At 58.6% G+C, this 13,341-nt stretch carries 9 protein-coding genes; 3 read left to right on the forward strand and 6 right to left on the reverse strand.

Translation table 11 applies throughout. The features are described 5' to 3' along the window. Window positions 1-126: 126 nt before the first annotated feature. On the forward strand, window positions 127-1,827 hold the full coding sequence (ureC, locus tag AC1DRJ_RS10730; RefSeq protein ID WP_477802112.1) for an urease subunit alpha: 1,701 nt from the start codon (window positions 127-129) through the stop codon (window positions 1,825-1,827). Between the two features lie 61 nt (window positions 1,828-1,888). Here the strand turns inward: ureC and AC1DRJ_RS10735 are convergent, their stop codons facing one another. Further along, window positions 1,889-6,847: an NEL-type E3 ubiquitin ligase domain-containing protein gene (locus tag AC1DRJ_RS10735; RefSeq protein ID WP_477802113.1), complete on the reverse strand. Its 4,959-nt coding sequence runs from the start codon at window positions 6,845-6,847 to the stop codon at window positions 1,889-1,891. A 240-nt stretch (window positions 6,848-7,087) separates the two neighbouring features. Between AC1DRJ_RS10735 and AC1DRJ_RS10740 the strand changes: the two genes are divergently transcribed. Next, complete coding sequence (locus AC1DRJ_RS10740; RefSeq protein WP_477802114.1) at window positions 7,088-8,215, forward strand: sensor histidine kinase; 1,128 nt, start codon at window positions 7,088-7,090, stop codon at window positions 8,213-8,215. Between the two features lie 202 nt (window positions 8,216-8,417). Here AC1DRJ_RS10740 and AC1DRJ_RS10745 read toward each other — a convergent pair whose 3' ends face one another. Beyond that, complete coding sequence (locus AC1DRJ_RS10745) at window positions 8,418-8,723, reverse strand: chaperone modulator CbpM (protein ID WP_477802115.1); 306 nt, start codon at window positions 8,721-8,723, stop codon at window positions 8,418-8,420. Window positions 8,724-8,746: 23 nt separating this feature from the next. Next, on the reverse strand, window positions 8,747-9,694 hold the full coding sequence (locus AC1DRJ_RS10750; protein ID WP_477802116.1) for a DnaJ C-terminal domain-containing protein: 948 nt from the start codon (window positions 9,692-9,694) through the stop codon (window positions 8,747-8,749). Window positions 9,695-9,987: 293 nt separating this feature from the next. Between AC1DRJ_RS10750 and AC1DRJ_RS10755 the strand changes: the two genes are divergently transcribed. After that, window positions 9,988-11,262 (forward strand): Hsp70 family protein, encoded by a 1,275-nt coding sequence (locus AC1DRJ_RS10755; RefSeq protein WP_477802117.1) that lies wholly within the window; start codon window positions 9,988-9,990, stop codon window positions 11,260-11,262. A 53-nt stretch (window positions 11,263-11,315) separates the two neighbouring features. Here the strand turns inward: AC1DRJ_RS10755 and AC1DRJ_RS10760 are convergent, their stop codons facing one another. The 3 genes from AC1DRJ_RS10760 to AC1DRJ_RS10770 all read right to left on the reverse strand — a co-directional run. Beyond that, entirely contained in the window at window positions 11,316-12,329 is a 1,014-nt protein-coding gene (locus tag AC1DRJ_RS10760) for an AI-2E family transporter (protein WP_477802118.1), read from the reverse strand. Between the two features lie 197 nt (window positions 12,330-12,526). Beyond that, complete coding sequence (locus tag AC1DRJ_RS10765; RefSeq protein ID WP_477802119.1) at window positions 12,527-12,832, reverse strand: PsiF family protein; 306 nt, start codon at window positions 12,830-12,832, stop codon at window positions 12,527-12,529. A gap of 149 nt (window positions 12,833-12,981) precedes the next feature. Further along, a partial coding sequence (locus AC1DRJ_RS10770; protein ID WP_477802120.1) for a hypothetical protein occupies window positions 12,982-13,341 on the reverse strand: 360 nt, incomplete at its 5' end.

The following is a 13,341-nucleotide window of genomic DNA, read 5'->3' on the forward strand; positions in this document are numbered from 1 at the left end:
CTCCTACAGGGGCCGGGCACAGCAGGGAATTTACGCGAACACCTGTAGGAGCTGTCGAGCGCAGCGAGGCTGCGATAGCGAGCTACGCGAGCGGTCTCAAAAACAATTGAATCCCAAGGCAAGCCCATGAAAATTTCTAGACAAGCCTACGCCGACATGTTCGGCCCCACCGTCGGTGACAAGGTCCGCCTGGCCGACACCGAGCTGTGGATCGAAGTTGAAAAAGACTTCACCACCTACGGCGAAGAAGTGAAATTCGGCGGCGGCAAAGTCATTCGCGATGGCCAGGGCCAGAGCCAGCTATTGGCCGCCGAGGTCGTCGACACGGTGATCACCAACGCGCTGATCATCGACCACTGGGGCATCGTCAAAGCCGACGTCGGCTTGAAAGACGGCCGCGTCGCCGGTATCGGCAAGGCCGGCAACCCGGACGTGCAGCCGAACGTGACCATCGCCATCGGCGCCAGCACCGAAGTCATCGCCGGTGAGGGCATGATCCTCACCGCCGGCGGCATCGACACCCACATCCACTTCATCTGCCCGCAGCAGATCGAAGAAGCGCTGATGAGCGGTGTCACTACCATGATCGGCGGCGGCACCGGCCCGGCCACTGGCACCAACGCCACCACCTGCACCTCCGGGCCGTGGCACCTGGCGCGCATGCTCCAGGCCGCCGACGCGTTTCCGATGAACATCGGCCTCACCGGCAAGGGCAACGCCAGCCTGCCGGAGCCCTTGATCGAGCAGGTCAAGGCCGGCGCCATCGGCCTCAAGCTGCACGAAGACTGGGGCACCACGCCGGCGAGTATCGACAACTGCCTGAGCGTCGCTGACCAGTACGACGTGCAAGTGGCGATCCACACGGACACGCTCAACGAATCCGGTTTCGTCGAAACCACGCTTGCCGCGTTCAAGGGTCGCACCATCCACACCTACCACACCGAAGGTGCGGGAGGCGGTCATGCGCCGGACATCATCAAGGCCTGCGGCTTTGCCAACGTGCTGCCGAGTTCCACCAACCCGACCCGGCCGTTCACCCGCAACACCATCGATGAACACCTCGACATGCTGATGGTCTGCCATCACCTGGACCCGAGCATTGCCGAAGACGTGGCCTTCGCCGAAAGCCGCATCCGCCGCGAGACGATTGCCGCCGAAGACATCCTCCACGACCTCGGCGCGTTCTCGATGATCAGCTCCGATAGCCAGGCCATGGGCCGCGTCGGCGAAGTCATCACCCGCACCTGGCAAACCGCCGACAAGATGAAAAAGCAGCGCGGTCCGCTACCGGGTGACGGCGAGGGCAACGACAACTTCCGCGCCAAACGCTACATAGCCAAGTACACGATCAATCCGGCGATCACCCACGGCATCAGCCATGAAGTGGGCTCGGTGGAAGTGGGGAAATGGGCCGATCTGGTGCTGTGGCGTCCTGCATTTTTCGGCGTCAAACCGACGTTGATTCTAAAGGGCGGCGCTATTGCGGCGAGCCTGATGGGCGATGCCAATGCGTCGATCCCGACACCGCAACCGGTGCACTACCGACCGATGTTCGCCAGCTACGGCGGCTCGCTGCATGCCACCAGCCTGACCTTTATCAGCCAGGCGGCTTCGGATGCCGGACTGCCTGAAGCCTTGGGGCTGAAGAAGAAAATCGCTGTGGTCAAAGGCTGCCGCGAGGTGCAGAAAACCGACCTGATCCATAACGATTACCTGCCGCATATCGACGTCGATCCGCAGACGTATCAGGTCAAGGCGGATGGTGTATTGCTGTGGTGTGAGCCGGCGGATGTGTTGCCGATGGCCCAGCGCTACTTTTTGTTCTGATTATCAGTGGCGCAAAAAAGGCCTGGATGCAGTGCGCATCCGGGCCTTTGCTCATTGATTTTCAGTTTTTCGTTTCAACGGTAAAAGGAATGTCGACCCTTTCCACTTTTGCGTTATCCATGGCCCGACGGGTCAGACGCTTGAGCAGCGTTTTCATTTCATCGTCAATCAGGCTCAGCTCAGCGGCATATTGCCCCTCTGTCATTACCTGCCCCGGCGCATATTCGCCTTCCGGTTTTCGCAGCTCGGCGGCGAGCACGCGCAGTTCCTCCTTCAGACTGTCCTTTTGCTCAATGGAGAGATCCGGTTCAGTCGCCCGCGTCTGCAGCGCCGTGTAGAACTCGGTGGTGGCATCGATCCGGCGCCGGAATGACTTGAACGCTCGCCGGTTGGAACCCCGGACGTACGCCTCCCAGAACGGCTGTTCGCTGATCGAATCGCGCAGCAGATCCCCGGCTTCCAGATCGAGCACGCGTTGATACGCATCCTCGATCATCTGCGCAGTAACCGCGGCGATTTTTCTGAACTGCATTTTTCGGGTTTGCCAAGGCAGCTCCAGCCGGTCGGCCAGGTCCGTCATGTACGCCAGATGAACCTCGACTTCATCAATGCTGCCCGTAACCTCACCTGCCGCATCGACGCGCCTGAACCGCTCGCCCTTGCCCGTTCGTTCGCTGATGACGTTCCTGGCGATTTTGCTCAATTCATCCAGGCGGGATTTACCCTTGGCCAACAGCACCAGTTCCGCCTCCACCAGGCTCGGATTCACCAATTCATACGCCTCATGAATCAGCACCTCAAGGCCCATGGCATTGAACAGTTGAGCCCCGGCATCGACGCACGCGGTGGGCGCCGAGGCCATGGCAAACAGCTTTTCTCGCAGCTCGGCGTTCTCGGCCATGGCATCGAGCATGCGCCAGACCTTGCCCGTCAGATCCACTTGAAAAGCCTTGTCGCGCCTGAAGTGATAGGACTCGGTCAGCTTGCGCACCTCGTTGAAAAACGGCACTGAACCGAACTCATCCTCAACTTCATTCCACACCTCTTGGCGCGCGACCCATTCTGGTCGCGTGAGCCCTTCCTCCCAGTCGAGGCTGTCACGCACGCCACGCGGAGGATAGGGACGATCAGGGTCCATGCCAACGGACTCGATGTACTCGCGCAACAACTGCAGGTTAAACGCCGGTAACCATTGCGCATCACGACTCAACACCGTGCGCGCCAACAACTCCGCTTCGACAGTGCCGGGAGTAACCGTCGGCACCGTCAGAATCTCGTTGTGTTGCAAGTCCAGGTAAAAATGACGAAATCTGGCCTGTGAAAACAAGCCTTCCGGCCAAGTAGAAATATTGGTGTCGGTCAGCAGCAGCGTGTGCAGCCTGGGCATGCGACCAATATCAGGTTCGCGCCCCAAGGGATTACCCATCAAGTCCAGGCTTTGCAGGCGCGTCAGGTCGCGCAGGTCCGCCACCGCTTGCGCATCCAGCACCATTCGATTGCCCCGGATTTCCAGTTCCGTCAGCCCGCGCAGTCGGCCCAGTACGCGAGGAAACCGCGTAAGCCGGTTGCCATTGAGGTTGAGCGCGCGAAGCCTGGGAAAATGCTCAAGGAAAGACACCTGAGCATCGACCAGTTCGGTACTTTGTACGTCCAGACGGGTGACATGTCCGAAATCACCCTCCAACGGTGGCATTGTCGCCAAATGCCTTCCCAATGGCCTGGCGCTCAGATCCAGCACCCTGCCCCGCACATTGCCGAACGTGTCCACATCCCTTTCCCCGGCCTGCTGCCAACATTGCCTGATGATCGTGTACAGCTCGTTTCTTGACTGCCATTCAGTCCTTCCGGCGGCGCTGTACCTGAACGCATCAGTCGGAGAATCCAGCCAAAGCCGAAAATTGGCGTTGAGCCGATTGAACTCGGCTTCGAGCTCGCTCGCCCGGTGTTCCGGGTTGCCGTAAGGGCCGCCACCGTCCAGATAGGCCTGGGCCTCGTCTTCTGTCCAGCCGGGACGGAGACTTCGAACCCGTTCTCGTGGTGTCAGACGCCCGGAGTCTGCGCGAAGTGCTTGAAAGTAGCCTTGCATGCCGCCGCGCAACTTCATCGTTTCCGGATCGTAGAACGGCTTGCGAATCGGGTTGTCGGCCAGGATCAGGCGCAACGCATCGCGCGCCATTGGTGCCCTTTGCACCGCGTGGCGGAGTGCCGCCCCTTGGTTGATTTCATAACCCAGCGCCGAGCGTTGCGCGTCGGGAAGTGCATGCAGCACCGACGCAAAAAGAGTATCAGCCCCATGCAAATGCCGGTCTGCGACATCCCGCGCCTCATAAAGCCCGTCGTTACGGACCAGCACTTTGCGCACACGGGCGTCTTGCGGGCCGATGCTGTCTAGCAGGGTGCCCGAGAATGAAAATTCGCGGATCTCGATGCGCACATCACTGGGCCAGTTCGTCAGCGTTTCCAGGGTATGCAGCGCCAGCCTTTCGGTGTCCGGGGTTTGCAGCCAATCAAGGAACAACCCTTCATAGGCGCGCGCCGTGCGCACGTCCAGCAACGCAGTTCGCACCTGTTCCTTCAGGTGCAGGGACAGACGTTTATGCTCTGTCAGGACACGCAAATCCTCAGGGCGGGCCGCCGCCAATATCTCCTCGGCCAGGTTGGCAGGCAAATGCGCGAAGGCGTTCTGAAGCAGCAACACCTCGGGGTTACTTGAGTGTTGCTGCGCGGTGTAGAGCCTTTCGAAATGACTTTTTCGCTGCAGGCCGTTTTGCGTCAGCTTCTCGGTATCAGCCCATGCCTTGAACCGTCTGATCGTGTCAACCAGCAACGCCGGTGGGGCTGCGTGTTCGGTGTGCAGTCTGCGCAACACGTCCTCTTCGACGCCACTGACCAAACGGATCTGCTCGAGTGTCGCATCGTCAAAACCATCGACCATCGGGCCAAGCCGGCGCATGAGGGCGGTCCTGTCCCACTCAAGGGGGCGGTCGAGTTCGGTGTGCCAGATCCCGGCACCGCTGTGCGAGACTTTCGGTTGATAGGCGCCGGGGCGGTTCGGGTGTTGAAGCCGTGACTGGCCGGTGAGCGGATCGTCGATCACCTCGAAATGCTCCCCCCCAAGCGGTAAAAAATCCCGTCCGCCTTGCCGATGCAGGCCTCGTTCGTCCGGCACCGAATCCCTGGGCAGGTCGACCCTGTGCTCATAGGCGTTCAGTTCAGGCTTCCAAAGCCGAAAGGAACCATCGGGCAGCTCGACCTTTTTCAATCGATCGACAAAAGACGAGGCTTTGACCGGTGTCGGAAGTCGGCCGGGCAGCACATGCCCGGCCATCATCAATGCAAGCTGGGCCGCATTGATCACCACCCCGACAAGCAGGCCCGAGGCTTCTTCCTTGTCTCCTTTGCTCCAGTCTTCAATGCCCTCCATGGTTTCCAGCAGCATCTGCCCGACCATGATGCCCAACATGGCTTCACCCAGTCCGGGCACCAGCAGGGCACCGAAATTGAACACGTTCCAGCCGATGCTCAGGTAGCTGGTCAGACGTGCCCAGCGGGTGGCGGCGTCTTCGTCATCGGTAGGCACGGCCATGTGTCGTGCGTCGGCGATGGCCTTCTCTCTGCGCCAAGCAGAAATCTGCTGCCAGAGATCGCCCGTGACCGGGTTGGTAATCGGCTCTGCATCGGGGTTTTCGGTGGCGGTTTCTCTCCACCAGGGGCCCATGTCCAGTGGTTCGCGTTGATGCCAGGTGAAGGTGCTGAAGCGTTCGTTGACGCGCGCGAAGAAGCGGCCTTTGTCTTTTTGTGYCACGAATCGGCTGAAAAACTGTTGGTAGTCCCGTGATCGCAACCGGCTGGTCAGTTCCTTCATGAAATCGAGGAACGACGGATATTCCTTGAGCGGGTATTCGGGGTCGTCTGGAACATAAACGATCAAGGTGCCGTCCAGACGACTTTGCTTATCGATATCCTGCCGGCGCAGTACTTCATCGACTACCCCGCGGGGGCCGTTGGCAAAAAACGCCTTGAGCAACTTGAACTGCCCAAACTCTTGACCCGGTAATATCGACAGGCTCTGTGACCACTCCATCAGCACCTGCTGATGCCTCGGCACCAGGCTGTCGTAGGTTTCTTTTATCAGCGCGGGGTCCGCCACGGCGCTGAACAATACGATGCCGGTCAGATTGAATCCCATGAGTGACAAGCGATGACACTGCATCGGCCGGTCACCCAGCATGATGTTGCTTTTACGATCCCGTGCTTCCTGCAATTTGCCGTATGCATAGAAAGAGATATCGCCCTTCAAATGTGCAATGAGCGCTGCTTCATTGAACGCCGCTTTTTCGCAGGCAATGGAATGCCGCTCAAGTGTTGCTTTGGCGTCAACCGTTTCTGGCTTGAGCAACGCAGTCATGTGCTTTTGATACTGCGCGCCGATATCCAGAGTTCGACACAAGGATGCAAACTGTTCGACCGTCAAGGCCTGGCGCTGCAGTTGCCCCTGGGCATCCTTGATGAAAATGCCAGAGCCATCGCGAAACGCACCGGCCTGTGTTTCAGGTTCTTCAAAGTTGTGCAGCGCCGCTTCCAGCAGCGTGGACTGCCTCATTCGACTGGCTTGGGTATCGATGCCGAACGTTAATGTCGCCGGTACATAAGCCYGCAATAACGTTGCATTAACGTCCAGCTCCAGATTCAGTTGATCCTTCAGGGCTTCGATCAGTAGCGGCTGCGCAAACGCCTTGATGTCATGTTGCAAGTCACTCAGCGTATTTTCCAGAGGCGCCTGCAATCGCCAGCGTTCGTTGATAAGCGCCTTCAAATACTGGCGATCCATGGGGCGCGCATTGCCATACCACTCGGGAACAGCCGGGTTCTGATTGAGGAGTGACTCATATCGGTGGATCGGTATTTTATTGAGCAGCGTCGGGACTTTTTCCGCGAGGTATTCCAGATAAATACTCTGCGCATCATCGAACACCTCGGGAGGTGTTCCCAATACAGCGCCTTCTAATAACTCAGCCATTTCGCAACTATCCCTGWGCGATCACTAGAGCCATCAGCTTATTCAGCAATAAGAAAAACAAAAGCCTAAATAACTGCTGTTAAGCCGCTCGAAAACAGCTATTCCCATTAAACTTCAAACCCTGAAAAATAATTATTTACCACCCTGATCGCCGCGTCGTCTGAACCTGCGCGTGAACGGTAGTATTGGGCCGTCGGTAAAAAGACTAAGCTGCCCAGATCTTCTGTCAGGAAACCGGCCATGCGCTTATCCGAATTCATCAGGCAAGACGTGGAYCGTATCGTCGATGAATGGGAGCAGTTCGCCAGTACCATCACGCCGGCTGCCGAAAATATGGACCGTGCGGCTTTGCGTGATCACGCCAAGGCAATTCTATTGGCGGCCGCGCGGGACATGACTACTGCGCAAACCGCCTGCGAACAGGCTGCCAAGGCCAAGGGTGAAGGGCCGGAAAAAACCCCGAGCCTGGACGAGGCCGGCGCCAGCCATGGTGAACTGCGCCATACCGTGGGTTTCGATCTGGTGCAGATGACCAGCGAATTCCGCCACTTGCGAGCCTGTGTGATTCGCTTGTGGGTCAACAGCCTCGAATCACCGGACCTGGCCTACTTTCAGGACATGATCCGCTTTAACGAAGCCATCGACGAAGCCCTCGCCGAGTCCACCGCGGCCTATGCCGAACAGGTCAATCGCTCGCGGGATATCTTTCTGGCAATCCTCGGCCATGACCTGCGCGCGCCGCTGCAAGCCGTGAGCATGTCCACTGAACTGCTGATGCGCAAAACCGCGCTCGAAGGCGATGCGTTGGCCTGTGCGAACAACATAAAGCGTGGTGCAAAGCACATGGCGGTGATGGTCAACGATTTGCTGGAACTGGTGCGCAGTCGATTGGGCAAGAGTCTGCCCATCGAACCGGCGCCCATGGATCTTGCCGATGCCGCGCATACAGCGATTGCCGAAGCCTGCGCCGGTAACCCCGAATGCGATCCAACGGTAAAAGTAGTGGGAGATACCCGCGGTGTCTGGGATGGCGGGCGGGTCGGTCAACTGTTGCAGAACCTGATCGGCAACGCCTTGCAGCATGGTTCGAACAAACGAGATGTGACCGTCACCGTGAGCGGGACACCTGACGCGGTTTGCCTGACGGTGCACAACTTTGGTGTGCCGATTTCCGAGGATGCTCTCGGAACGATATTCGATCCGCTGGTGCGCAGCGCTGACGAGGAACTGGGGCAGCCAACGACTAGCCTTGGCCTGGGGTTGTTCATCGTCAAGGAAGTGGTGAATGCGCATGGCGGGACGATAGAGGTCAGTTCGAACGAGACCGACGGGACGCTGTTTACTGTGGTGTTGCCCAGGAAGGTATGAAGGCGTGAGACTGCATTGTGGCGAGGGGGCTTGCACCCGTTCGGCCGCGAAGCGGTCGCAAATCCTGAAAATGTGCTTTACCTGATAAAACGCGACAATGGTTTTTTGGGGCTGCTACGCAGCCCAACGAGGGCAAGCCCCCTCGCCACAGAAAGTCCGCTCGCCACAGGAAGCGCCTTTATCACCGGCTAACAGTTCACGCCTACTCAACCACCAACCGCCCCAACCGCTGCTTGAGCATCCGGTTCTCGGCCCGCAGTTGCTGGACCTCTTCAAGCAGGTCCAGTGCCAGGGCGACGCCCTCCCATTCCAGTTCCAGGTCGTGCCGCAGTTTGGCGGCACGCTTGGCCAGCGCCAGTTCGTAATCGTTGAAACGCCAATCCTTGGGCTGCTTGCCCTGAGGTTCGAGGATGCCGTGTTCGACGATTTCGATCACGTAGACGTCCGACAAGTCGGTCGCCTCACAGAATTCTGCCAGGTCCAGGTGAACGATCAGGGGGTTGCTCATGATGGGCTACTCCGTCTCTTGGATCAGAAATGTTCTCTAGGGTTGAACTCAGCTTTTTTCGCCAGTTCCTGCCACAACGCTTTGACCTCATCGCTCGACGCTTTTGGCATGACGGCCTTGAGTTGCACGAACAGGAAGCCGCGCTCACCCGTCTTGTTCAGCAAACCATGGCCCTTGGCGCGCATGCGCTGGCCATTCTGACTGCCGGCCGGCACTTTGAGGTTGATCTTGCCGGTCAGGGTCGGCACTGCGACTTCAGTCCCCAGCGCCAGCTCCCACGGTGCCAAAGGCAACGTGATAATCAGGTTCTCGCCTTCGACATCGAATTTGGGGTGCGGCGCAAAACGGATCGTCAGGTACAAGTCGCCATTGGCGCCGCCACCGACACCCGGAGCCCCTTGGCCTTTGAGGCGGATGCGCTCGCCGTCGGTCACGCCGGCCGGGATTTTTACGTTCAGGCTTTTGCTGGTGTTGCTGACGTGTTGGCCGGCAGCGTTGTACTGCGGCACCTGGAAAGTGACCTTCTTCGATTCGTTCGAGAGGGTTTCTTCCAGAAAAATCCCGAGTTCCATTTCCACGTCTTGTCCTCGACGTCCGGTGCTGCGACGCGACTGCCCACCATCAAAACCAGGGCCACGGTTGCCGAAGATCGAACTGAAAAAGTCCGAGAAATCGCCCGCGTCCTGACCACCACCGAAACCGCCTGCGCCACGTCCCTGCCACCCTGGCGGGCCCTGGAACGGCTGGCCATGCTGGCCGTATTTGCGCAAGTCGTCATATTCGGCGCGCTTGTCGGCGCTTTTCAGCGCTTCATAGGCTTCCGAGGCGTCCTTGAACTTGGCCTCGGCGTCCTTTTCCTTGCTGACGTCGGGGTGGTATTTGCGCGCAAGCTTGCGATAGGCGGCCTTGATCGCCTTATCGTCAGCCGTCGGCTCAACACCCAGAATCTTGTAATAGTCTTTGAAGTCCATCTAAGGATCACCATCCGTTATCAAATCGCGCAGCCAGGCACAGCATGCTCTTGTTTGCAGCGTTTGGATTGACCGATCTCAAATTTGTGACCGGGCAGCGCGTCAGAAGTTTATTGGTAGCGGACAGCGGTTCTTGCGACCGCCGGTTGACTACCAGGCCCATGCCAGCAAGTTTGGGGCGAAGCTGAGTGTTTCAAGCGCTAATGCCTGCGAATTAGTAGATAGTCGGCCTTCGAATATTCGTCGCGCTGACATACACTGCGCGGCCGTTTTTTAACCGGAACTTGAAAGACATGAAAAACGCATCTCCAGCCCGTGCCTGTGGTATCGACTTTGGCACGTCCAACTCCACCGTCGGCTGGCTGCGCCCCGGCATGGAAACGCTGATCGCGCTGGAGGACGACAAGATCACCCTGCCCTCGGTGGTCTTCTTCAATATGGAAGAACGCCGCCCGGTGTACGGCCGGCTGGCCCTGCACGAGTACCTGGAAGGCTATGAAGGCCGGTTGATGCGCTCGCTCAAGAGCCTGTTGGGCTCCAAGCTGATCAAGCACGACACCAGCGTTCTCGGCACGGCGATGCCGTTCAAGGACCTGCTCGGGCTGTTTATCGGCCAACTGAAAAAGCGCGCTGAAACAGCCGCCGGTCGGGAATTCGAAGAAGTGGTGCTGGGCCGTCCGGTGTTTTTCGTCGATGACGATGAAATGGCCGACCAGGAAGCCGAAAACACTTTGGTGGACGTGGCCCGCGCCATTGGCTTCAAGGATGTCTCTTTCCAGTACGAACCGATTGCGGCGGCATTCGACTATGAGTCGACCATCGAAAAAGAAGAGCTGGTGCTGATCGTCGACATCGGCGGTGGTACCTCCGACTTCTCGCTGGTGCGCCTGTCCCCTGAACGCCGCCATTACGACAACCGTCACGATGACATCCTCGCCACCGGCGGCGTGCACATCGGCGGGACCGATTTCGACAAGCAACTGAGCCTGCAAGGCCTGATGCCGCTGTTCGGCTACGGCAGCCGCATGAAGAGCGGCGCCTACATGCCGACCAGCCACCACATGAACCTGGCGACCTGGCACACCATCAACTCGGTGTACTCGCAAAAATCGACCCTGGCCCTGGGCAGCATGCGTTACGACATCGAAGACACTGGCGGCATCGATCGCCTGTTCAAGCTGATCGACCAGCGCGCCGGCCATTGGCTGGCCATGGAAGTGGAAGAAACCAAGATCCAGCTGACCCACGCCGACAGTCGCCATGTGCCGCTGGACCGCATCGAGCCGGGTCTGAGTGTGGAACTGAGCCGCGCCCTGTTCGAATCCGCCATCGAAGCGCTGCTGGAGCGCGTGCGCAACAGCGTGACGCAAATGCTCAACGATGCGAATGTGCGGGTCGATCAGGTGGATACGGTGTTCTTCACCGGCGGTTCGAGCGGGATTCCGGCGCTGCGCAACAGTGTTTCGGCGATGTTGCCGAAGGCGCGGCATGTGGAAGGGAACATCTTCGGCAGCATTGGTAGCGGATTGGCGATTGAAGCGTCGAAGCGTTACGGCAGCATGGACTGATTAACCCTGTGGCGAGGGGGCWWGCCCCCTCGCCACAGTAGATCAACAGCCGCTTAGACCATTCCCACCTGCTTCAACTCACTCTTCAAATACGCGTAATAAATCGGTCCCGCCACCACCCCCGGTAGGCCGAACGCGGCCTCGAACACCAGCATCGCCAGCAGCAACTCCCACGACTTGGCACTGATCTGCCCGCCGACAATGCGCGCGTTGAGGAAGTATTCAAGCTTGTGGATAACGATCAGATAACCCAGCGCCGCCACCGCGACCCATATCGACAGCGACAGGCCAACGATGGTGATCAGGGTGTTTGACATCAAATTGCCGATCACCGGCAGCAGGCCGAGCAGGAAGGTCAGCACAATCAGGGTTTTGGTCAGCGGCAGCTTGATGCCGAACATCGGCAGGACCACCGCCAGGAAAATCCCGGTGAAGAAGGTGTTGAGCAGCGAAATCTTGATCTGCGCAAACACGATGTTACGGAAGGCCTTGACCAACAGGTGCAAGCGGTCGAACAGCGCGGCGGCCAGAGGTTTGCGTTTGGTCACGTCTGGTGCGCGCTGCAAGGCAATGATCGCCCCCAGCACCATGCCGATCAGCAGCGTCACAAACATGTGCGCCGCATCCTTGCCCACCAGCTGCAAGTCGCTCAAGTGCTTGCTGATCCATTCCCCGATGGCCAGGCGGAATTCACCGGCACTGGCGGGCAGATAGGCGTCGATGAATGGCGGCAGTTGCCCGCGCGCCCGGTCGACCACACCCATGAATTTATCGAGGGAAGCCCCGGGGTTTTCGGCTTCGTGCAGCAAGAAACTGAAGGCGCCGGCAAAGATCAGCGCCAGCACGCTCACTACCAAAGTCCCGAGCAACGCTACCGCCAGCCAGCGCGCACGCCGACCTTCAATCAGCCGCTGCAATTGCGGCGTGAGCATATTGACCAGCTCGAACACCAGCAGACCGGCCAGCAGGCTGGGCAACAAGCGCAGCGGGATCACCAGCAGCAAACCACCAAAAATGATGAACCAACTGATCAGCAGCAAAACGTGGCGTTGAGAAAACGTTGGCATACAGCCTCAAAACGGACAGCGTAAAAGGATTGGCAGTCTGCCAGCGTTCCGGTGGCAGCACTAGGAATTGTGTAGGTCGACTTTGGTCGGGGTTCGGGCGATTTATTGCTGCGCCCCGACTGACGCCTTCGCGAGCARGCTCGCTCCCTCACGGACCTGCGAACCGAGACTCAATGAGGCCCTCACACCCCCCACTCCTATTTGTTCCTCAGGCAATCACTCATGAACGCCTTGCGCTCATCACCTTTGAGCAGTTTGGTTGTGGCATCGGCGTTGCAGGTTTTCATCTTCTGTTGCTGAGGGGTCAGGGTTTTTATGTCTGGGGCGGCCGGCTCGGTTTTCAGGCAGTTACTCATGAACATTTTGCGCTCATCACCTTTGAGGCTTTTTGCCGTCGCGTCGGCGTTGCAGATAGTCATTTTTTCCTGCTGAGGTGTGGTCGCGAAGCTCTGGGAGCAAAGCAGCAAGCCGATTACCAACAAAGGGGCACGCAATATCGTCATGGAGTTTTCTCCTTGTTGCCGCACCGATGGGCACGGCCTCACTCTGGAGTGTAGACAATGCCTGTTACACCTTCATCCACCGAACACAATCACCTGGCTGACCGCCCTGCAAAATGCCGGGGCGACTACTCGCTCCCGGCTCTACTGCTTTACTCAGCGTCTTCGGTGACTTGGAAAAGATCCTTGAAGGCTTCGCGATAGCCACGATAAGCCTCGATGCGCCCCTGGATGACTGGAGCAGGCAATAGCTCGAACGAAACCGGGACACCCTCCGATGTCGTGTAGGTAGTGCCAAGCTCCTTCAAGGAGGTGAACTGGGCATACGCCCCGGATTTATACAGTTTGTTGATCTTGATCTGCCTGAACGTGTTGGCCTCGGAGGCTGCCGGAGTCGTCGCCAGCCCCGCTGGAGCCTCGTTGATAAACGCGTATTCGGCAATGGCGGGGCCGGGTTCCAGGGTTGCCACCACCGGCAATGAAAAACTGAAGTAGCCTTTGCAGGCTAAATG

Source organism: Pseudomonas sp. P5_B2 (assembly GCF_056400445.1).

Bases quoted from the DNA above. Each gene is read 5' to 3' on its own strand.
- ureC (WP_477802112.1), top strand. From the start codon at position 127: ATGAAAATTTCTAGACAAGCCTACGCCGACATGTTCGGCCCCACCGTC.
- AC1DRJ_RS10745 (WP_477802115.1), bottom strand. From the start codon at position 8,723: ATGAGCAACCCCCTGATCGTTCACCTGGACCTGGCAGAATTCTGTGAG.
- AC1DRJ_RS10750 (WP_477802116.1), bottom strand. From the start codon at position 9,694: ATGGACTTCAAAGACTATTACAAGATTCTGGGTGTTGAGCCGACGGCT.
- AC1DRJ_RS10755 (WP_477802117.1), top strand. From the start codon at position 9,988: ATGAAAAACGCATCTCCAGCCCGTGCCTGTGGTATCGACTTTGGCACG.
- AC1DRJ_RS10760 (WP_477802118.1), bottom strand. From the start codon at position 12,329: ATGCCAACGTTTTCTCAACGCCACGTTTTGCTGCTGATCAGTTGGTTC.
- AC1DRJ_RS10765 (WP_477802119.1), bottom strand. From the start codon at position 12,832: ATGACGATATTGCGTGCCCCTTTGTTGGTAATCGGCTTGCTGCTTTGC.